Origin of the sequence: Actinomyces graevenitzii C83, from assembly GCF_000239695.1 — a bacterium.
Taxonomy (GTDB): domain Bacteria; phylum Actinomycetota; class Actinomycetes; order Actinomycetales; family Actinomycetaceae; genus Actinomyces; species Actinomyces graevenitzii.
Map to the genome: position 1 here is coordinate 1,670,740 of NZ_JH470338.1, position 21,058 is coordinate 1,691,797.

General features: G+C 58.9%; 18 protein-coding genes and 3 tRNA genes. 16 read left to right on the plus strand and 5 right to left on the minus strand.

Annotation, left to right across the window (positions count from 1 at the left end; all coding sequences use genetic code 11):
* The first annotated feature begins 9 nt into the window (after positions 1-9).
* Positions 10-97, plus strand: a tRNA-Ser gene (locus HMPREF0045_RS07060).
* Between the two features lie 178 nt (positions 98-275).
* On the opposite strand, the gene HMPREF0045_RS07065 is transcribed toward HMPREF0045_RS07060, so the two are convergent.
* Positions 276-363: transfer RNA gene (locus tag HMPREF0045_RS07065), tRNA-Ser, on the minus strand.
* Between the two features lie 777 nt (positions 364-1,140).
* On the opposite strand from HMPREF0045_RS07065, the gene HMPREF0045_RS07070 reads away from it, so the two are divergent.
* From HMPREF0045_RS07070 to HMPREF0045_RS07115, 10 genes are all read left to right on the plus strand, one after another.
* Positions 1,141-1,467 carry a histone-like nucleoid-structuring protein Lsr2 gene (locus HMPREF0045_RS07070; RefSeq protein WP_005986904.1) on the plus strand — a complete coding sequence of 109 codons (327 nt, stop codon included), beginning with the start codon at positions 1,141-1,143 and terminating at the stop codon, positions 1,465-1,467.
* A gap of 269 nt (positions 1,468-1,736) precedes the next feature.
* Positions 1,737-1,949, plus strand: a complete 213-nt coding sequence (locus HMPREF0045_RS07075) for a hypothetical protein (RefSeq protein WP_155813121.1) — start codon at positions 1,737-1,739, stop codon at positions 1,947-1,949.
* Positions 1,950-2,080: 131 nt separating this feature from the next.
* A complete protein-coding gene (locus HMPREF0045_RS07080) occupies positions 2,081-2,818 on the plus strand; it encodes a phosphoglyceromutase (protein ID WP_005986905.1) in 738 nt (245 codons plus the stop codon).
* A gap of 418 nt (positions 2,819-3,236) precedes the next feature.
* Positions 3,237-3,719, plus strand: a complete 483-nt coding sequence (locus HMPREF0045_RS07085; RefSeq protein ID WP_040316190.1) for a CarD family transcriptional regulator — start codon at positions 3,237-3,239, stop codon at positions 3,717-3,719.
* A 19-nt stretch (positions 3,720-3,738) separates the two neighbouring features.
* The gene (locus HMPREF0045_RS07090) at positions 3,739-4,542 is read left to right on the plus strand and encodes an IspD/TarI family cytidylyltransferase (protein ID WP_005986910.1); all 804 of its coding nucleotides are present in this window, start codon (positions 3,739-3,741) and stop codon (positions 4,540-4,542) included.
* A 9-nt stretch (positions 4,543-4,551) separates the two neighbouring features.
* The gene (gene ispF, locus HMPREF0045_RS07095; RefSeq protein WP_005986912.1) at positions 4,552-5,052 is read left to right on the plus strand and encodes a 2-C-methyl-D-erythritol 2,4-cyclodiphosphate synthase; all 501 of its coding nucleotides are present in this window, start codon (positions 4,552-4,554) and stop codon (positions 5,050-5,052) included.
* Between the two features lie 35 nt (positions 5,053-5,087).
* Complete coding sequence (cysS, locus tag HMPREF0045_RS07100) at positions 5,088-6,572, plus strand: cysteine--tRNA ligase (RefSeq protein ID WP_005986913.1); 1,485 nt, start codon at positions 5,088-5,090, stop codon at positions 6,570-6,572.
* A gap of 15 nt (positions 6,573-6,587) precedes the next feature.
* A complete protein-coding gene (gene rlmB, locus HMPREF0045_RS07105) occupies positions 6,588-7,586 on the plus strand; it encodes a 23S rRNA (guanosine(2251)-2'-O)-methyltransferase RlmB (RefSeq protein WP_005986915.1) in 999 nt (332 codons plus the stop codon).
* 76 nt (positions 7,587-7,662) lie between these two features.
* Positions 7,663-9,969, plus strand: a complete 2,307-nt coding sequence (locus HMPREF0045_RS07110; protein WP_005986918.1) for a beta-galactosidase — start codon at positions 7,663-7,665, stop codon at positions 9,967-9,969.
* Positions 9,970-10,034: 65 nt separating this feature from the next.
* On the plus strand, positions 10,035-11,273 hold the full coding sequence (locus HMPREF0045_RS07115; RefSeq protein ID WP_005986920.1) for a hypothetical protein: 1,239 nt from the start codon (positions 10,035-10,037) through the stop codon (positions 11,271-11,273).
* 296 nt (positions 11,274-11,569) lie between these two features.
* Here HMPREF0045_RS07115 and HMPREF0045_RS07120 read toward each other — a convergent pair whose 3' ends face one another.
* Positions 11,570-12,946: a DUF4032 domain-containing protein gene (locus HMPREF0045_RS07120; protein ID WP_005986922.1), complete on the minus strand. Its 1,377-nt coding sequence runs from the start codon at positions 12,944-12,946 to the stop codon at positions 11,570-11,572.
* 132 nt (positions 12,947-13,078) lie between these two features.
* Complete coding sequence (locus HMPREF0045_RS07125; RefSeq protein ID WP_005986924.1) at positions 13,079-14,206, minus strand: ABC transporter ATP-binding protein; 1,128 nt, start codon at positions 14,204-14,206, stop codon at positions 13,079-13,081.
* Positions 14,207-14,536: 330 nt separating this feature from the next.
* Between HMPREF0045_RS07125 and HMPREF0045_RS07130 the strand changes: the two genes are divergently transcribed.
* Positions 14,537-15,427, plus strand: a complete 891-nt coding sequence (locus HMPREF0045_RS07130; protein ID WP_005986926.1) for a DsbA family protein — start codon at positions 14,537-14,539, stop codon at positions 15,425-15,427.
* A gap of 80 nt (positions 15,428-15,507) precedes the next feature.
* On the plus strand, positions 15,508-17,163 hold the full coding sequence (gene pgi, locus HMPREF0045_RS07135; protein WP_005986928.1) for a glucose-6-phosphate isomerase: 1,656 nt from the start codon (positions 15,508-15,510) through the stop codon (positions 17,161-17,163).
* 215 nt (positions 17,164-17,378) lie between these two features.
* Here pgi and HMPREF0045_RS07140 read toward each other — a convergent pair whose 3' ends face one another.
* A complete protein-coding gene (locus tag HMPREF0045_RS07140; protein WP_005986930.1) occupies positions 17,379-17,939 on the minus strand; it encodes a TetR/AcrR family transcriptional regulator in 561 nt (186 codons plus the stop codon).
* A 224-nt stretch (positions 17,940-18,163) separates the two neighbouring features.
* Here HMPREF0045_RS07140 and HMPREF0045_RS07145 point away from each other — a divergent pair.
* Both HMPREF0045_RS07145 and HMPREF0045_RS07150 read left to right on the plus strand, forming a co-directional pair.
* Positions 18,164-18,239 (plus strand) — tRNA-Thr (locus HMPREF0045_RS07145).
* A 186-nt stretch (positions 18,240-18,425) separates the two neighbouring features.
* On the plus strand, positions 18,426-19,454 hold the full coding sequence (locus HMPREF0045_RS07150) for a zinc-binding dehydrogenase (protein WP_005986932.1): 1,029 nt from the start codon (positions 18,426-18,428) through the stop codon (positions 19,452-19,454).
* On the opposite strand, the gene HMPREF0045_RS07155 is transcribed toward HMPREF0045_RS07150, so the two are convergent.
* A complete protein-coding gene (locus tag HMPREF0045_RS07155) occupies positions 19,455-20,129 on the minus strand; it encodes a uracil-DNA glycosylase (protein WP_005986935.1) in 675 nt (224 codons plus the stop codon). It lies immediately after the preceding gene.
* Positions 20,130-20,197: 68 nt separating this feature from the next.
* Between HMPREF0045_RS07155 and HMPREF0045_RS07160 the strand changes: the two genes are divergently transcribed.
* A complete protein-coding gene (locus HMPREF0045_RS07160; protein ID WP_005986937.1) occupies positions 20,198-20,827 on the plus strand; it encodes a LytR C-terminal domain-containing protein in 630 nt (209 codons plus the stop codon).
* The last annotated feature ends 231 nt before the right edge of the window (positions 20,828-21,058 follow it).

The following is a 21,058-nucleotide window of genomic DNA, read 5'->3' on the forward strand; positions in this document are numbered from 1 at the left end:
GGCAGCCGAGGTAGCGTGTCCGAGCGGCCGAAGGTGCAGCACTCGAAATGCTGTGTGGTGCAAGCCACCCCGGGTTCGAATCCCGGCGCTACCGCCACTAATTCCCGTCATGCAATGCGTGGCGGGATTTTTTGTTTCCGACGGCGCAGGGTGCTGCACGGTAGTACGCGGTGCGGTGGGCTGTGCGCGGGGCGGCGTCGTCGAGAAAAGTGGGGCCGGGAAAAGCGGGAGTAAATAAGGCATAAAAAATCCGGAACCTGACGGTTCCGGATCGGTGGCGGAGGATGGGGGATTCGAACCCCCGAGGGCTTGCACCCAACACGCTTTCCAAGCGTGCGCCATAGGCCACTAGGCGAATCCTCCTAGCAAACCGCAAAGCGGCTACGGTCGAAAATCATAACTGATTAATTGCGCCTGGCGCTACTTGTGGATAGACAAAAAATGTATGCGGTAGGTCACGCACAGGTGGAAAATGCATTTAAGTGTGGCTTAGGTTACGTTTTGCTGTGCATTTGCCTGCTTCTAGTGCTGTAGGAGAGCTAATTTGCCGCTGTCTAGCTCGGTTTGCGCATGGCAAATTACCGGCTGCAGTTTGCTGACTGTAGCTTGCCGGTGGTGGCAGCGCATTGGGGAGAAATGGGTGAGCGCTAACAGCCTTGCTAACGTGGCTAATAAATTCTTAACGCACCTCTAAACTTGCTGTGAAGTGCGAAAATATTTTGCACCAAATCCTTAGGCGGCTAGTTGGAGGCTTGGATTTTTCTTAGAGATCATGCGGGCTTTGTGCACACTCTTTCAAAGTTAATGACTCTGGCGTAGTGCGTTGTAGTTAGTCTCTGAGGGAGAGCTTGGAAGCTATATGCCAGCATCCATTCTTTCGTCTCACATATCAGGATAAAAATGGTGGATAGTCGCGATTTTAGTCGCTCACGGGTAGATAAAGGCCTCTGAGTGTACCTTTGTGGAGCGGCAAACTGAAACCTTGCCGCAACTTAGCTGGTGGTGGCTGTGTTCAAAAATATAGATCACTTGATAGTCGTAGCTTGCAAAGTGAGAGCAATCAAGGTTAAATAACTTCCGTAACAATTTAATAAATCACGGACACAAGTCCGCAACCATAAATACTCGGAAGGAAAATCCATGGCACAGCGTGTGGAGACCATTCTCATCGACGACATTGACGGCTCTAGTGCTGCAGAGACCGTTAACTTCGCTCTAGACGGCGTTAACTACGTCATCGACCTAAACTCCGAAAACGCTAGCCGTCTACGCGCTGACCTACAGGAGTGGATTAACTATGCGCGCCGCGCCCGTAACGGTCGTCGTCGCACCACCACCCCGGCTGTTTCTAACAGCGAGTCCCGCCGCATGCGCGAATGGGCCAAGGAGCACGGTTTCCAGGTCTCTGACCGTGGCCGCGTCTCCGCTGAGATCCGTCAGGCTTACCTAGCTGAGCAGGGTCGCTGATTAATTTAGCGCCAGCTTAACCAGACTTAACTGAATAATTAAATTCAAAACAGGTGTCTATAGGCATCTGTCAGGTAAGTGCCAATAAAACGGTAGTAAATAACTGCTGCGATATTGGTTGTGCTGGTGTCTAAGTTTTATAGCTCGAAGTGCTCGTGCAGTATTTGCTGTGCGGGCACTTTCGTTTATTTAATGACGCGCTGACTTTGGCTTCAAGATTTGCGGCCAAGGATTAAAGCCGGTAACCGATGCGGCCTGGGCGATTAAAGGTGGCGTCTGCGGGGGCTCTGAGCGACGCCGCTGGTGCTGTGTGGATGGTGCCGCTCATGCTAGCCGGCGTTGCTCGCGCTGGCCAGCGTCGCTCATACCGGGCGGACGGCCTTTCGGCGTCGACGGCGCAGGTAGATGATGTGGCGAGCGCAGGTAGGGATACCTGCAGCGTAGGGCAGCGCTACGAGGTGGCAGGGCAGATGGGGGAGTAGTGGTGCCGGGCGTCGTCGACGGCGAATAAGGGGTGCCAGCCGGCGCTTACAGCCCCTCAGACTGTGCCTAAGGCCTCGTTTAGGTGCTTTAGCTCTCGCAAAAGCGTGCAAGTGCTGGCAAAATAGCTTTCATGGCTTACACCCTCGTACTGCTCCGCCACGGCGAGAGCGAATGGAATGCAAAGAACCTATTCACCGGTTGGGTTGACGTGGCCCTATCGGACAAAGGCAAGGCTGAGGCCGTGCATGGTGGTGAGCTGCTAAAGGAGGCCGGTGTTCTACCGGACAAGCTATTTACCTCCATGCTGCGCCGCGCCATCATGACCGCGAACCTAGCCCTAGATGCCGCTGATCGTCACTGGATTCCGGTTGAGCGCAACTGGCGTCTAAACGAGCGTCACTACGGCGCCCTGCAGGGCAAGAACAAGAAGGAAATCCGCGACGAGTACGGCGAGGAGCAGTTCATGCTCTGGCGTCGTTCCTACGATGTGCCGCCGCCGGCCATCGAGGCTGGTAGCGAGTTCAGCCAGGACGCTGACCCGCGTTACGCCGGCGAGCCGGTACCTGCCACCGAGTGCCTCAAGGACGTTATCGCCCGTCTGCTGCCTTACTGGGAATCCACCATCGTTCCCGAGATCAAGACCGGCAAGACCGTCATGATCGCGGCCCACGGTAACTCCCTGCGCGCCATCGTTAAGCACCTGGATGAGATCTCCGATGAGGACATCGCCGGTGTCAACATCCCCACCGGTATTCCGCTGGTTTACGAGCTCGACGAAGAGACCCTCAAGCCCATCAAGAAGGGTGGTCGTTACCTAGACCCCGAGGCTGAGGCCAAGATCGCTGCTGTTGCCAACCAGGGTAAGTGAGCTAGTTTTATAACTAGTTAACTTTTTGGTTGCTAATAGCTAGTAATAGCTACAGATAGCCGCATAACTGTGGGGCGAGTGCGAAAAGCACTCGCCCCACAGTCGTCTTATTTCGGTTTGTAACCGGTTCCAGTTTTGGCTTTGGTGACCGGGCGCCAGTTTTGGCTTTGGTGACCGGCATCGGTTTTGGCTTTGGTGACCGGGCGTCAGTTTCGGTTTTGGTGGCCAGCATCGGTTTTGGCTTTGGTGACCAGCGCCAGCTGATGCGTTAGCAACTAGACACACTGTCCTATGGCGATTGGTTATGTTATGAATATAAGTTTAGGCGTGGAGTGGACTACATGTTGCACGGGCGAGAGCAAAATTAATGCGCCTGCTGGTAGAATATAAGCTAGTTGTATTAGCCCGGAGTGTGTTTATGACCTTTAAAGTTGGCGAGACAGTGGTCTACCCCCACCATGGTGCGGCCCGAATTATTAAAATTCAGGACCGCAAGGTTCGTGGGGAAACGCGGGTTTACCTCACTCTTGAGGTGGCGCAGGGAGATCTAACCATTATGGTCCCTGCTGAAAACGTTGAAGAAATTGGTGTTAGGGACGTAGTAGACCAGGACGGTCTAGAGCACGTTTTCGAGGTGCTACGCACTGAGCAGGTAGAAGAGCCAACCAATTGGTCGCGTCGCTATAAGGCAAATCAGGAAAAGATTGCTTCCGGGGACGTACTTAAGGTTGCTGAGGTAGTACGTGACCTATCGCGTCGCGACACTGATCGCGGCCTAAGCGCCGGCGAAAAGCGCATGCTCGCCAAGGCACGTCAGATTTTGGTTTCAGAGTTGGCATTGGCACAGAAGGTTGAAGAAACCGCTGCTGAGCAAATTCTGGATGAAGTTCTAGCTGACTGATAAGCGCGTTTATATCCCAATGAGTGCTTGCGTTGCGGTTTTAACTGCGGCAGGCTCGGGCACCCGCCTGGGTTGTCAGGGCCCTAAAGCTTTGGTGGAACTAGCTGGCCAGAGTTTGGTGCGCCGCGCAGCAGCCGGATTATTCGCCTGTATGCAGGTCGATGCGGTGGTGGTTACCGCCCCGGCTGATTATCTAGAGGTTTTTAAAGCTGAGCTGGCTGATTTTGACAATTTAGTGGTTGTGGCCGGCTCAGATGTTTCGCGCCAGGCCAGCGTGGCTAACGGTTTGGCTGCGGCAGTTGAGTTAGCGCCGCAGGCAGATGTGGTTTTAATTCACGACGCCGCCCGTTGCTTAACCCCGCCCGCTGCTATTGCCCGTGTGATCGACGCCGTACGCGCGGGTAACCCGGCAGTGATACCGGCTCTGCCGGTCACTGACACAATCAAAGCGGTAGGCCCCGCCCGCCCTCAAGCTGAGATCGCGGCTGCGCCAGCCGCAGCTGGCACGCCAGCGCCCGCAAATGCGCCGCTGTCTAGCCCTACCCAAGTTGAGCCGGTGCTCGAAACTGTAGACCGCCGTCGGCTGCGGGCCGTGCAAACCCCGCAAGGCTTTGAACGCGAAACCATTTTGCGCTCCCACCAGCTTGGCGCCCAGGCAGCAGCCAGTGAATCCAGCGCCGCCTCAGATGACGCAGGCCTAGCTGAGCAGGCCGGCTACCCGGTGGTGGTTGTGCCCGGAGATACCCTCAGCTTTAAAATCACCACCCCCATTGATCTGGCCCTAGCACAAGTGTGCGTAAACCAAGGTCTAGCTGATCTTTAAGGAGTAGCCATGGCGCAATTTTTGCTACCTCGCACCGGTATCGGTATGGATGTGCACGCTTTTGCGACTGAAGGCTCGGGGGTGCCCATGCACCTGGCCTGTCTGGAGTGGCCGGGGGTGACCGGCCTAGCAGGCCATTCTGACGGCGACGTCGTCGCACACGCGTGCGCTGACGCACTGTTCGCAGCCGCCGGGCTAGGTGATTTAGGCAGTAATTTCGGGGTGGACCGCCCTGAGTTTAAAGGTGCATCCGGCGCCACCTTGCTAGGTGAGGCTGCCCGGCGTGTACGCGCTGCCGGTTATGAGATCGGCAATGTGAGCGTGCAGCTAGTTGGCCAGCGTCCGCGCGTAGCGGGCCGAATTGCCCAGGCCAACGCGGCACTGAGCCAGGCAGCTGGGGCCGATGTACAAATGAGCGCCACCACCACCGACCACCTAGGTTTCCTAGGCCGCAGTGAGGGCCTAATGGCAATTGCTAGCGCCCTGGTTTACACCAATACGCCCGCCTAAAACTATTACTTTAGGGTTTCGGGTAGCCTTATAGGGTGAGTACCCTCAAGAGTGAACCCTCCCTGAAACTGTATGATTCGGCCAGCCACGCCCTCGTGGCGCTAGCCCCTACGGTTACCCCCGGTAAGGTCACGATCTACCTGTGTGGTGCCACCGTGCAGGGCAGCCCCCACATTGGGCATATGCGCTCAGCCATTGCTTTTGACGTACTAACCCGCTGGCTAGAGTACTGCGGCCAAGAAGTCGTGCTAGTACGCAACGTAACCGACATTGACGACAAAATCCTGGCTAAATCCGCGCAGGCCGGCGCCCCCTGGTGGGCTTGGGCCTACCGCTATGAGCGCGAATTTTCTGCCGCCTACCAGGCTCTAGGGGTTAAAGACCCCACCTACGAGCCCCACGCCACCGGACACGTACCGGACATGATTGACCTGGTGCAGCGCCTGATCGACGCCGGTCACGCCTATGTGGGTAGCCCCGGCAACGTCTACTTCTCAGTGCGTTCCCTGCCCGACTACGGCTCACTAACCAACCAAAGCCTAGACCAGCTGCGTTCAACTGAGGATGAATCCCAGATTGACGACGCCGTCGAAGCTGACAAACGCGACCCGCGCGACTTTGCCCTATGGAAAGCCGCTAAACCTAGTGAACCTGCCGACGCCTCCTGGGACACCCCCTGGGGACGCGGCCGCCCCGGCTGGCACCTAGAATGCTCAGCCATGAGCCGACGCTACCTGGGCGACACTTTCGACATCCACGGCGGCGGCATTGACCTGCGCTTCCCCCACCACGAGAATGAGCAGGCCCAATCCCACGGCGCCGGCTGGCCCTTTGTGCGCATCTGGGTACACAACGCCTGGGTGACCATTAAGGGTGAAAAGATGAGCAAATCCCTAGGCAATTCCCTAGTTGTCTCTGAACTGCTCAAACAGTACTCAGCTCCAGCTTTACGACTGGTTATCGGTACCACCCACCACCGCTCCACGGTGGAGTTCAGCCCCGACACTCTAGAAGACGCCCAAGCCCTGTGGGACCGCTTCAGCGGGGCCCTGGAACGCGCCGTGAAACTGGCTCCTGAGCTAGCTGAAGTTGATTTGGCGCAGGTAGCGGTCACCAGCGAGTTCCGCGCCGCCATGGATGATGACCTCAACCTGGCTGGGGCCATGACCCAAATTCACGCTGCCCTCAAGCGCCTAAATGTGGCCCTAACTGAGGCTGAAGCCGGTAAGGGCGAAGCTGCGCAGGTAGCTGAAGCCGCCAACCAGCTACGGGTGATGCTTGATATTTTGGGGCTAGATCCACTTTCACCGGTTTGGGCCCGCGCTGGCGTAAGCGAGGAAAACGCAGACAATGCGGCCCTAGCTGCCCTGGGTAACCTGGTGGAAAACCTACTAGAGCAACGCGCTAGTGCCCGCAAAGAAAAAGATTGGGGTCGCGCTGACGCTATCCGTGACGCCTTGGCTAGTGCCGGGGTCGTGGTTGAAGACTCACCTACCGGTGCCCGCTGGCACCTGGGCTGATAGATAAGGAATCCCATGCCTGGAAATGACCGTCCCCACGGCGCTCGCCGTCGTCCTGGTAGTAAAAAAGGCCCCCAGGTTGGCACTGGTGGGCACCGCCGCAAGGCCCTAGAAGGGCGTGGACCCACCCCCAAGGCAGAGGACCGCCCCTATCACCCTAAACACAAGGCCAAGCTGCGCGCTGAGGCTAAAGCCGCTGCCGCCCAACCCACCCGTGAACGTCAGCTAGAAAAGATCCGCAACCGCATTGCGGTGCCCGCAGACCACGAAATTATTTGTGGCCGCAACGCCTGCGCCGAAGCGGCCCGCGCCCGCGTGCCCGTCACGCGCGTATTCATGGCGGTATCCGCTGAAAACGATGACCGCCTAGGGGCTGTGGTACGCCGCGCCACCCTGGAGGGCGCGCCCGTATTTGAAGTCACCAAGCTGGAGCTGGAAGCCCTCACCCAGGGCGCCGTGCACCAGGGCGTGGCCATGGAAATTGCCGCCTACGACTACGCTGACGCCCTAGAGCTACTAGATCGCGTCAGCGCCACCGGCCGCAAGCCCCTATTTGTGGCGCTAGACCAGGTCACCGACCCCCACAACCTAGGTGCGGTGCTGCGTAGTGCGGGTGCATTTGGGGCCGACGGCGTCATCATCCCGCAGCGTCGCAGTGCAGACGTTAACGCCACCGTGTGGAAGGTTAGTGCTGGCGCCGCCGCGCGCGTGCCGGTAGCTAAAGAAACCAACCTGGTGCGTACGCTAGAAGCCTTCAAGGCACGCGGCTGCTTTGTGGTGGGTCTAGACGGTAACGGCAGCGTTAGCGTCGATAACCTAAACCTGGCCGACCAGCCGCTAGTGCTGGTAACTGGGGCTGAAGGCAAGGGCCTATCACGCCTAGTGCGTGAGACCTGCGACGAAATCGCCTCGATTAGCATCCGCGCCGCCGTTGAAAGCCTCAACGCGGCTGTGGCCACCGGTATCGCCCTATATGAGGTAGATCGGGTGCGCCGTACCACTCAGGGCGATTAATCCCTGATAATAGCTATTGGTTGATGCGGGTCGGGCATGGCGCCCGACCTGCCAATTGCTATAAGGAGTTAAGGCAATGGACGCCTCCACGTTGAATCTAGGTGGCGCGCTGGCTTACGGCGCGGATTACAACCCAGAGCAGTTCGACGACGCCACTTTTGAGCGTGACCTGGAGCTAATGCGCCAAGCCCAGGTGAACATGGTGAGCCTGGGGATCTTTTCCTGGACGCGGCTAGAACCCAGTGAGGGCAACTACCGCCTGGACTGGCTGGAGCAAATCATTGACCGCCTGTGGCAGGCAGGTATTAGCGTAGATCTGGCTACCGCCACTGCCTCCCCGCCAGCCTGGTTGGGGCGTCACTACCCTGATACTTTGCCGGTGCGTGCAGATGGCACCGTTTACTCTTGGGGCTCACGCCAACAGTATTGCCCCAGCTCATACCGGTTTAGAGCGGCCGCTAATGCGCTCACGGCGCGCCTTGTGGAGCATTTTGCCGCCCACCCGGCAGTGGCGGCCTGGCATGTTTCTAACGAGTACGGCTGCCATATTCGTGAATGTTTCTGCCAGCAGTGCGCGCAGGCTTGGCGCGACTGGCTTAAAAAGCGTTACTGCTGCCTGGACGCCTTAAACCGGGCTTGGGGAACCAATTTCTGGTCCCAGTTCTACACCGACTGGGAGCAGGTGATTCCTCCGCGTATCACCCCCAGTTTCGCTAACCCCAATCAGATGCTTGATTGGCGTCGCTTTAGTAACCACACTTTGAAATCCGCTTACCTGTCTGAAGCTGCCCTGATTCGCGCCGGGCTAGCTAAAGCAGGCCGGGACGTGCCGGTAACCACCAACTTTATGGATGCCTTTGAGGCACTGGATTATTTTGACTGGGCTAAAGACATTGACCTGGTAACTAACGACTCCTACCCGGACCCGGCTGATCCGCGTGCTGGCCACCAGCTGGCTTTCACTGGGGATCTGATGCGTGGACTAGGCGATGGGCGCCCCTGGCTGCTTATGGAGCAGGCACCCGGCGCGGTGCAGTGGCGAGCCCGTAACGCGGTAAAAGCCCCGGGGGAGTACCTGCTTTGGTCCTTGGCTCACGTCGCCCATGGGGCCGACGGCGTCATGCAGTTCCAGTGGCGCCAGTCGGTTGCGGGGGCGGAAACTTTCCACGGCGCTATGGTGCCTCACAGTGGCACCCAGTCAATGCAGTGGCGTCAAACCGTGGAGCTAGGCCAAGTATTAAAGCGCCTAGCGCCAGTGGTAGGTCAGCGCAGCCAAGCCCAGGTGGCCATCATGCTGGACTGGCCCTCAATGTGGGCCCAAAACGCCGCCATTGGTCCTGATGAGGCCACCCACGGCCTGCAAATTCCGCCGCTAAGCGCCCCCGCTGGCAGCGCCCTACGCGCCGCCCAGGCTTGGCACGCTAGCTGTTTTGAAGCCGGCTATGCGGTAGACATTGTCCAGGTGGATGCTGACCTGGATGATTACAGCCTGATCGTGGTCCCAGAAATCTTCATGACCTACCCCCAGCTAGCCCAGCGGCTAAACCAAGCCGCCAGGGGTGGCGCGCAGGTAGTAATTACCGCCCGTACCGGCGTCGTGGACCAAAGTGGGCACGCCGTCGTCGGCGGCTATCTAAGCCAGGGGCCCAGCGCAGACTACCCGACCACCAGTGGCAACCATCTAGCCTGCGCCCACCACGCAACCCCGGAGGAAGCCCCCGCTACCAGCGTAGCCATGAGCCAGGGTGAGCAAGAAGAAGCCCCCGCCGCAACCATGAGCCTGGCCGAGCTGACCGGCGTGCGGGTACTGGACCAAATCCCGGTACTCGCCGCCCCCGTCTCCGCCTGGAACTGGGAAGGCGAGCCTGACTCCTCCCAGCCCCTAGCCCAAGCCGTAGCCAAAGGCCTAAACCGCAACCTGCAATTCACCCTTGACGCCCACGGCCCCCTGGCGCGGCTACTAGCCCGCAACGAAAACGCCCCGCTGGTGGCTTACGGCTGGAGTGAAAACCTGGCCATCAACGACGACGTCGAAATCCTGGCCTCCTACGCCAACGGCCGCCTAACCGGGCAAGGTGCCATCACCCGCCGCCCCCAAGGTGCCGGGGCTGCCTGGTACATCAGCTGCGACCTAACCCCCGCCGCGCGCGCACACCTACTCAAACTGGCTGGCGCCTACGCGCGTCTACGCCCAGTATTTGCCCACCCGCTACCGGCCGGGGTTAGCGCCCAACGGCGCGGCAACTGCCTATTCCTGCTTAACTTCGCCGCCACCAGCGCCGAAATAGCCGGCGTGGTGGGCTACGACCTAGTCGGGGCGAACCAGGTAACCGGACACCTAGTGCTACCCCCACGTAGCGGCGCAGTTATCCAAATGGCCTAAAATCTCTAGCTTTTTAAAGCAAACTTGAGACAATAAGAACCTAAATGTCGACAATGGGAGGCATCATGGCTGATAACGCCCCTAACTTCATCCGTCGAAGCGGCTTTATAAGCTCGGTTAAGGCAGACGATCAGACCATCGATAAGGCGCTAGCTAACTTAGGTGTGCTGGCGCTACTCGGTGAGCCGGTGCTGCCCCAGCACCGCTCGATCAGCGTACTAGTTAGCGACCAAAACCAGGTGGCTACCGTCAAAAATGGCGAGCTAGCCCCCGGCCTAGACCTATCCGACCTGGTCTACAAGCTAGCCACAGAGCTAGAAGCCGATGTACTAATCGGCCCGGCCCGCTACGACGCCTCAGCCGGTTCCGACGAGGACTACGAACCCGACTACGCCGCCCTGCGCGTAGCAGTGCTCACCCCGATGAGCCCCTACACCGTACCGCTACAATCCACCCTGCTAGAGCGCACCCTGGCGGTAGTGAACCTGCCCGAAATTGACCGCCGCCTGGTGCTTTACGCCGGTGATGGGCTCGAAATCGGTGACCTAGGTTGGGACGAAGAGCAGCTACCGAGCCTAGTGCTGCGCTCCTACAAGGGGGAGCTGAGCCTAGCGGCGATCACCAGTGGGGATCTAGACGACGACTCTGAGGTAGTCACTGTCTTGCGCCGTCGTGAATGGATGGTGTGGCCCAAGGGGCGCATCTCCAAGGACCGCAAGGATGAATTAACTGCCGCCCTGGCTGCTCCCACCCACGCTGCTGAGCTCAGCCTGGTTACCCCGAATGCTGACGTTGAGGCTTTGGATAAGGCTCTGGCTGCAGACAGCGGCAATGGTGTCGACGGCGCCGGCCCGGTGCTAGAGGCCCTGGGACTGCCGCAGTGGCTAGGTCCCTGGCTGCGCGGGGAAATCGCCACCAGCGCTGTGGAGGATGTAGTAGTGCACGAACCGCGCGGCTTGAGCAACGCGGTGGGCCGCAGTGTTTCCATGATGCTAGACGACTCGGCCGTGTCCGGCCCCAGCTTCTGGCAGGGCTACACCCGTACCGTCACCGACCAGCCCTGGCTGTTTAGGGCTGCCCACCTGCTAGAGGCAGGTGCCGGTGGGGCGCTAGTGGGCACGGCCCTAACCCGCCGCCTACGTAAAGGTGGGGGCCTGAGCGGCACCCTGCTAGTTATGGGCGCGGGCCTAGTGGTAGATAGCGCGGCAGAGTTTGCCTTGGCGTCTTGGACCCGTGCGCGTGAGCTGCGCCGCCGCGCGGTTGTGGCCGAGCGTGAAGCCCGCCGCGCCGCTGCCGCACAGTAAAACCTGCTGAGCGCTAATATGCGCTGAGCGGCGCTGCGCGCGGTAGTGGCCCTGGCTGCGCGCGCTGGCACTGCGCGAGTGGCCTGAAAAGCGCCCTGAGATGCGCTAATACTGGGCGCGATTTATAAACTTTGGCCGGCTAGTGGTTTTCCACTAGCCGGCCTTGTATTGGTAGTGCCAGGCAATTTGGTTATGCCCAGCGTGAGCGGTGCCCGTGGTGGTGGTGGCGCCACGGTTTGGCGCCACCAGGCTGCAGCGCCCGTGGCGGTGGCGCCAGGTTTGGCGCCGCCAGGCGGCTACTCGCCCTTGAACTTCAAGTTGGCGGTAAAGCCCATAGGGTTGACGCTGTACTCCTCCACCGCTTCCTGGTCGCGGGCGGCGAATTCGGCGTCGTCTTCATCGCTGGTGCCCGTGGCGTAGTCGATGTCATCTAGAACACTGGGACGCAGCTGCTCATTACCGCTGATCACGGCATGTTCGTCGGGGCGGTTAGCCAACACATTGGCCACATAGTCAGCTACGGCGTCCTGCATAGAAACGTCATAACCGGCGGCCTCAGACATATACCAGCGGTGCTCAAGCACCTCGTGGAAGATTTCCGCAGGCTCCAGCTTGCGGCGCATCTCTACGGGCACAGCCGCAATAGTGGGCTCGAAAACGTCTGCCAACCAGGCGTGGGCAGCGATTTCCAGCGGCTCGTTTTTGCGGTTCCACAGGCTGCGGTAGGCTTCCAGATCGTTAAGCATCCGTCGGCCCTGGCCCTCTTGTACGTCCAGGCCGGTTAGGCGCATGATCTGGCGGTGGTAGTGTCCGGCGTCAACCACCTTGGGCTGGATAGACAGGTGGGTGCCGTCCAGGTCCGTGGTCATTGATAGTTCGCCGACGTCGAAACCCAGAGAGTTTAGACGCTCAATACGGTTAGCTACACGCCAACGCTCAGACATGGAGAAAGACTCTGCACCGGTGAGTACGTCCCACATCTCCAGGTAGCGCGTGACAATACGGTCACCGACGTCGATAGTGTCAACGTCTTCCTCAAGTAGACCACCAGCCTGCAAGTCCATCAGTTCACCAATGATGTTGGTGCGGGCCAACTCAATGTCATACATACGCTTACCAGAGGTGAGGCCCTCAGGGTGGAGTTCACCGGTTTCGGCGTCAACTAGGTAGGCTGCGAAAGCCCCGGCGTCGCGCCTAAAGAGCGTGTTGGATAGGGACACGTCTCCCCAGAAGAAACCCAGCAGATGCAGGCGCACTAGCAGCACCGCGAGTGCGTCAATTAGGCGCGTGGCGGTTTCAGGGCGCATGTACTGGCTAAATAGGGCGCGGTAAGGCAGCGAGTAAGACAGGTGCTCGGTGATCAGTACCGAGTTGAGCTCTTCGCCATTGGCGTCAACGCGTCCGGTAATAACTGCGATTGGACGCACACAGGGTGCCCCTAAACGCAGCAGGTCACGCAGCATTTCGTATTCGCGGTCGGCTACAAAGGAGCTAATTTCCTTAACTGCAATCACATTGGAGTTAAGGTTTACAAAACGCACGATATGGCGGGAAATACCACGCGGAAGAGCAGCCAGAACCTCTGGTGGCCACTGCTCTAGCGGGATATTCCAAGGTAGGTCGAGGAGCGCGGGATCCACGCTCATAGATTTGATGTTAATGGCCTGAGCCATGATCACCCTTCCACAGATGAATAAAGCGGGGTAGCTACCGAGTGGCAGCCACCCCGCTTAGGTGTGTTAGGTATTTGGCGTCTGCCGCCGCGCTAATGGTAGCGCCGCGTAGTTGCCAAATCCGCTAGGCACTCAGGCCGGCAGACGGTTACCCGTGGCGGAGGAGAACAGGTGCTCCTGGCCGGGGCGGATGCGCACGTGGATGACCTCGCCGTTGGCGGGGGCGGTGCGCGGAGGTACGCGAACGATCATCTGGCTGGAGTCCTCGCCACTGCCGAGCTTGTGGGCGGACTTTTCAGCACCCACCAGCTCGCCGTAGACGTAAGCGTCACTGCCCAGTTCCTCCACGAAGGAGATACGTACCGGGATGGAGTCTGCGTCGCCTTCGCTGACCACGTCGAGGGCTTCGGGACGGAAGCCGATGGTCAGGGTCTTGGCGTCTTCGGCAGCTAGAGCCTCAAGGGTGACGCGCGGTAGACGAATCTTGGCGCTACCCAGCTTGGCGACGTCGCCGTCGAGGTCGAAAGTACCCAGGTTCATGGCGGGGGAGCCAATGAATCCGGCCACGAACTCGTTGGCGGGCTTGTCGTACATTTCGCGCGGAGAGCCTACCTGCTGGAGCAGGCCATCCTTAAGTACGGCGATACGGTCACCCATGGTTAGAGCTTCAGTCTGGTCGTGGGTTACGTAGACCGTGGTTACACCCAGCTCACGCTGCAGCGAGGCAATCTGGGTGCGGGTCTGTACGCGTAGCTTCGCGTCCAGGTTCGACAGCGGTTCATCCATGAGGAATACCTTGGGCTTACGCACAATGGCGCGGCCCATGGCTACACGCTGACGCTGACCACCGGATAGAGCCTTGGGCTTGCGCTCCAAGTATTCGGTTAGACCCAGGATCTTGGCTGCCTCTTTAACGCGGCGGTCAATCTCTTCCTTCGGGGTACCTGCGATCTTAAGCGCAAAACCCATGTTGTCGTGCACCGACATGTGGGGGTAGAGCGCGTAGTTCTGGAACACCATAGCGATGTCGCGGTCCTTGGGCTGGACGTCGGTGACGTCGCGGTCGCCGATTAGGATGCGGCCAGAGTTCACATCCTCTAGACCTGCGAGCATGCGCAAAGAAGTGGACTTACCGCAGCCAGACGGACCCACAAGTACCAGGAATTCGCCGTCAGCGATCTCCAAGTTGAGGGCGTCGACAGAGGGGCGGTCGTTACCAGGGTAGATCCTGGTTGCATGGTCAAAAGTTACTGATGCCATGACTTGCTTCCCTTCACCGGCAGGTACGTGCCGGACGATCCGTTGTGAAAGGTGTCCATGCGTGTCCGCACTGACACAAATCTCGTTTTCTTGCGGTTGAGGTTCATCCCCCAACCATGACCAAGTGTGTCATATGTAATAGCTGCTGGGTAGAGTTTGTTCAGAATTGCAGTTGTTATGTGTCTGTAATCACTGAAGTGGTATCGCTGGACTGCTATTTTCACAGGAAACCATTAGCTTCGGGCGCGTAAGCTAGCCCGAGAAGTTAATTTTTAAACTACCGTGAGGTGGCGCGTCAGCGTCGGCTCCAGATACATGAGGAGTTCCCCAGTGGTGTCTTCCAGTAGTGCTCGCGCCGCACGTGAGCGCGCCAAGCAGCTACGCGCAGAGCAAGAACGCAAAGAGCGTCGTGGCAAAATTGCCCGCCGCACCGTTTTGGGGGTCGGTGGCGTAGCGATCCTAGGCGGGACAGCGGGTCTGGTGTTCTACGGGCGCTCGCATGAGGGAAGTGGTGGCGCTAAGGGCAAGGCCGCAAGCGCTGGCGACGTCGACTACACCAAGCTCGACGAGACCAGCCTCAAGAGCAAGCTAGCCAACCGTAAAGGCGTGCCTAAACTCGTACTAGTTGACGGCTCACTGCCCTTCGGTAAGGGTCCGGTGCCGGGCACAATGAACACCGGCACCAAGAACGTAATCGAGGTTGTCTTCGACTACGCCTGCTCGCACTGTGCCGAGTTTGAATCTGTGCACGCCGCTGAACTTAAGGGCATTATTGACACCGGCAAGGCCACGGTAGTGCTGCGCCCCTGCAAGATCCTGGGCTCCGCCTGGTCTGACCTGGCCGACTCCTTCATGGGCACGGTGCTAGACCGCGAGCCCGCCAAGGCTTGGGCCATGCACACCGCTATCTTTGCGCAGCTAGAAAGCGCCATTAAGAGCGGCGCCCAGCAGTACCCCGGCATTGACGCCATCGTCAGCGCCGCTAACGCCGTGGGTCTAAAGGCAGACACCATCACTGACGCCACTAACTCGGCCCAGACCAATGCCTATGAAAACTGGACCAAGCTAGGCACCACCAGCTTCACCAACCAGAACCTGGCCGGCACCCCCACCATCTTTATCAATGGGGTTAACGCAAACCTGGCCCAGCTGCAAGAGCAGGGGTCGCTGCAAAAGCTGTTGCTGCCCGGAGCCACAATCACCCCGGCCCCCACCAACTAAGCCGTCACCTGGCCGCCGTCCTTATATTTAAGGGCGGCGGTACCTTTTTAGTGCTGTCTTAGGCAGGTAGAGTGAGAACTATGCGTAAACCTGTTGATGCAACCCAGACCCCGGCATGGGGCAAGCTAGAGCAGCTACACAAGGAGCTAGCTCCTAACCTACGTGAGTGGTTCGCCCAGGACCCAGCCCGCGCCGAGCGCTACACTTACCAGCTGGCTGACCTGCACGTGGACCTGTCTAAGAACCTTATTAACGACGACGTTCTCGCAGCTCTGCTAGAGCTAGCTGAGCAGGTGGATGTGGCCGAGCGCCGCGAAGCCATGTTCAACGGCGAGCACATCAACATCACTGAAGACCGCGCCGTGCTGCACACCGCCCTGCGTCGCGCCGAGGGCGACACCCTAGAGGTCGACGGTCAGAACGTGGTAGCCGACGTACACGCCACCCTAGCCAAGGTTTACGCCTTTGCTGAAGAGGTTCGCTCTGGCGTTTGGCGCGGCGTCACCGGCAAGCCCATCTCCACCGTAGTGAACATTGGTATTGGTGGCTCTGACCTGGGCCCGGTCATGGTTTACGAAGCTCTGGCTCCCTACCGTCAGCCCGGCCTGGAGTGCCGCTTCATCTCCAACATTGACCCCACTGACTGCGCCGAGACTGTCGCAGATCTAGACCCCGAAACCACCCTGTTCATCATTGCCTCTAAGACCTTCACCACCTTGGAGACCTTGACCAACGCCCGCATGGCCCGCGACTGGTTCCTATCCTCCTTAGAGGCCAAGGGCATCTCCACCGAGGGTGCTATCGCTAAGCACTTCGTGGCCGTCTCTACCGCTCTGGACAAGGTAGCCGAGTTCGGTATTGACCCCAAGAACGCTTTCGGTTTCTGGAACTGGGTTGGTGGCCGCTACTCCGTGGACTCCGCCGTGGGTACCGTTCTGGCCGTGGCCGTGGGTCCGGATAACTTTAACCACTTCCTAGCCGGTTTCCGCGCCGTCGACGAGCACTTCCGCAACACCGAGCCGGCCAAGAACGTGCCGCTGCTAATGGGTCTGCTCAACATCTGGTACGTGAACTTCTTCGGTGCCGCCTCCCACGCGGTACTGCCTTACGACCAGCACCTACACCGCTTCGCTGCCTACCTACAGCAGCTAACCATGGAGTCCAACGGTAAGCGCGTGCGCTGGGACGGTACCCCGGTCACCTCCGCCACCGGCGAGATCTTCTGGGGCGAGCCGGGCACCAACGGTCAGCACGCCTTCTACCAGCTGATCCACCAGGGCACCCAGCTGATCCCGGCTGACTTCATCGCCATGGCTAACCCGGCTCACCCGGTGCGCGACGGCGAGCAGGACGTGCACGAGCTGTTCCTGTCTAACTTCCTGGCTCAGACTGCCGCTCTGGCCTTCGGTAAGACCGAGGCTGAGGTGCGCGCCGAGGGCACCCCCGAGGAGATCGTGCCCGCCCGCATCTTCCCCGGTAACCGTCCCACCACCTCCATCCTGGGCCCCGAGCTGAGCCCGGCAGTGGTTGGTCAGCTGATTGCCCTCTACGAGCACATCACCTTCGTGCAGGGCATCGTTTGGGGTATCGACTCCTTCGACCAGTGGGGTGTGGAGCTAGGTAAGAAGCTGGCTCTGCAGATTGCCCCGGCTGTCTCCGGCGACGCCGAAGCTCTAGCCGCCCAGGACGCCTCCACCCAGGCCCTGATCAAGGCCTACCGCGAGCTGCGTCACTGAGCTTGGCTAGCTGAGTTGCTGCGGCTTAAACAGCCGCAGCGACTAGGTGTTTTAGCTAGCAAGTCTTAAAAAGCACTTTGGCTAGCCGAGTTTTAAAAGCGCTGTAGCGCCAGAAGCTGTAGCTGCTAAAAGTAGTGGCCGGCCGTCATTGACGGCCGGCCACGCTGGCTTTGTAAGCGTTTTAGAGATGTTGCAGGGCTGTGTGCTAAGGCGTTTTAGCGCAGGCCCTGTTCCAGTACGCGCTTGGCGTAGGTTAGGCGCTGGCTGTTGTTAGCGAACTGCAAGCTAGGCGGTCCATCTAGGAGCAAGGTGGCTAGGCCATGCACATAGGCCCACAGGGCCATTTGCTGTTCTTCGCTGGCTTGGGGGTAAATGTTTTCGCATAGCGCGCTTAGCTGTTTGCGTGAGCTAGCTACGGCGGAAACAAAGTTAATGTCGCTTTCTGGCGTGTACATGTCAGAGCGGAACATGATGCGGAAAACGCCGGGGTTTTCTAAAGCAAAGCGCACGTAGGCATAACCGATGGCAACCGCGTCACCTTCATCGCGAGCGCTAGCCAAAACCTCAGACAAAGACGTGAATCCGCCTGTCACTAAAGCGGTAATGATGGCTTCACGATTAGTGAAGTAGTGATAGGGCGCCTGGTGAGTGCAGCCAGCGCGGCGGGCTACCTCGCGCATACTTAAGCCGGCAGGGCCGAACTCGTCGAGTAGCTGCGTGGCAGAAACCAAAATGGCGTCGCGTAAATTTGAGCTGGTTTTAGGCTGTTTGGGCACGCCTATAGCATAGTCATTACGAAAGTTAGACGCTGTCTAAAATCATAGAAGTAGAAATAGCTAGCCCCATATTTGGTCACGAACTTCACTAAAACTACCGATATGGGCAGTTTCGATAATTTTATACGTCTATTTTGTGATGCTTATGTCACTAGATTGAAAATGTGGCCTACGTCGGCCCGCTTGCGTATAGCTAGCAAAATTTGCCAGACTTAGGCGGTAACGCCGCTTTAGCTCAGTTGGTAGAGCAGCTGTCTTGTAAACAGCAGGTCATCGGTTCGAGTCCGATAAGCGGCTCCAATATTGGCTGCAAAGCTACATTTTTGGTCGCATATGGCCCTATGTGGCTGTGTATGGTGCGTTGGCACGAGCTGGCGCCCCGATCTGGCCCCTAAACTATCGCCACCTGAGAAACCCCAGCGCCTTTTAAACGCGCCCTTAAGTATCCTGTTAATAAGGCAAAATTCTTTGATTTAAGGATGCTTTATGCGCGCAGTCATTATGAACGCCCCCGGCGAGGTAGTGGTCGAACAGCGCCCCCTGCCAGTTATCCAAAAGCCCACTGACGCCGTCATCAAACTAGCTGCCAGCTGCATCTGTGGCTCAGACCTGTGGCCCTATCGCGGTATCCGCCCGGTAGACCATGAGGCTATGGGCCACGAATATGTGGGTGAAGTGGTTGAGGTGGGCGCCGAGGTTACCAGCATTAAGCCTGGCGACTTTGTGGTGGGCTCCTTCTGCGCCTCCTGTGGCGAGTGTGAAATCTGCCAGGCCGGCTACCCCTCACGCTGCCAGCGCGCCATCGAGGCTGGTGAGGCCTATGTGCGCGGGGCTCAAGCGGAATACCTGCGGGTGCCCTTCGCTGACGGCACGCTAGTGGCCACCCCCTCCAAGCCTGAACCGGAACTCATCCCTGACCTGCTGGCGGCCTCTGATGTGTTAGGTACTGGTTGGTTTGCGGCTGATGCGGCGGGCGCGGCTGCGGGTAAGACTATTGCTGTTGTTGGCGACGGCGCCGTCGGGCTAGGGGCGGTTATTGGCGCCGCCCAGCTGGGGGCGAAGCGCGTAATTGCCATGTCTCGCCACGAAGCGCGCGCCAAACTGGCCCGCGAATTTGGGGCTACCGACGTCGTCGCTGAACGCGGAGAAGCAGGTGCCGCCAAGGTTAAAGAGTTAACCGGAGGGTATGGGGCCCACGGCACTGCTGAAGCTGTAGGCACCGAGCAAGCCATGCAACAGGCCCTAGCCTCTACCCGCTACGGCGGCTATGTGGGCTTTGTGGGCGTACCCCACGGCGGCACCATCAGCGTAGATCAGCTATTTGGCAAGGAAGTACACCTATTTGGTGGCCCTGCACCCGTGCGCCGCTACCTGCCGCAGCTGATCAAGCTGATCTTTGAGCGCAAAATCCACCCCGGCAAGGTGTTCGACCTGGTGCTACCCATTGAGCAGGCCGCCGAAGGCTACGCCGCTATGGACCAGCGCCGCGCCACCAAGGTGATGTTGACCTTCTAATTAATCCAAAGACCAATCAACCGGGCTAACGCCTTGCTGTTCCAGCAAGGCGTTAGCCCTTGAAAAGGGCTTGGAACCAAAAAATCCGCGTGAAGCACTCAGCGGTGAGGGGTGGGCGCTAGCAATAATCGGGGTGTTGCCCAGCATAGGAGTCAGCGACTGGGCCTGGCGCCCCCACAAAATCGCCACCAGCGCGCTATCGCGCGCCACCAGGGCTTTAATGGCCGCCTCGGTAACCTTCTCCCAACCCCAACCTTGGTGCGAAGCCGCCTGACCAGGGCTAACTGTAAGTACGCGGTTTAATAGCAGTACCCCACGCTGACTCCACGGCGTCAAATCCCCACTAGTAGGAATCGGCACCCCCAGATCGGCGTGCAGCTCCTTAAAAATGTTTTGCAGCGACTTGGGTGGCTTAACCCCCGGCGCTACCGAAAAGCTCAAGCCCACCGCGTGCCCCGGCGTCGGATAGGGGTCCTGGCCCACAATCAGCACTTTCACCGCCGGCAAAGGCTGGCTAAAAGCCCGCAGCACATTAGTTCCCGCCGGCAGATAGCCGCGCCCAGCAGACACTTCGGCGCGCAGACGCTGGCCGATTTCGTGAATTATGGGCTCCACCGGTTCCAGGGCGGGTAGCCAAGAAGGGTCAACAAGTTGGCTCAGCGGCTTAGCATTCATGCCATAAGCCTAACCGGCTCCGATGTGTGCTGTGCTCAAAAGGGGCCTTAACCCGGTAGCCTGTTAGCGTGGAATACGAGTACCCAGCCGACGAATTCGACGAGCCCAATGACAGCGTCCTGCCCGCAGGAGTGCATCGCCGCCCCCTACCAGCCTGGCGCAACTGGCTACCCCTACTACTAATTGTGGTGATTGTGCCCGCCCTAGCCTGGGGGGCCCTGGCCCTATTTAAAGTAGCTGGTGGCACCAACTCCAGTGTGGCCACCTCAATTGCCACCAAGATGGCCAGCAATAAAACAACGGCTAAAGCCAAGGCGACGACGTCGGCCTCAACTGAGGCTAAACCCAATAAACCCAATGCCACAGTGATAACCACCCAAGCACCTGCTCCTACCCCCACTCCCACCCCCACCCAGTCGATCGACTACACCGTGGGCATTACTGTGCATAACGGCACCGACACTGCCGGGCTGGCTGGCCGAGCCGGTTCTAGCCTGGAAGGGGCTGGGTTTACCTCTGTAACCGTCTCGCCCGGGGTTTACTCCCAAGAGACCCCCACTGAATCCACGGTTTACTACGCCAGTGAAGATCGGGAAGCTGTTGCTAAGGCAGTGGCTAAAGAACTGGGTATCTCCAATGTGGAACTGTCTGCTGAGCAGGCCAGTTCCAACCCCATTGTGGTGGTTTTGCGCAGCTAAAGGCATCATTGGTGGCCGCTAGGCCCTAGCCTCACCCGTCCTGGCTGGAAGGTGGGTGTGTTTGCTAACGGCCTAGCGCCTTGCACTCGCAGGGCGAGAGTGCCAACATATTAGTTAGCACTCCAAACGTGAGAGTGATAAGACCAGCCGGAAGGTGAGGGTCTGGTTGCGCTGAGACATGAACAGCGTGGCCATACTCGTCCGTCGCGGGCACCACCCGGCATCCAACTT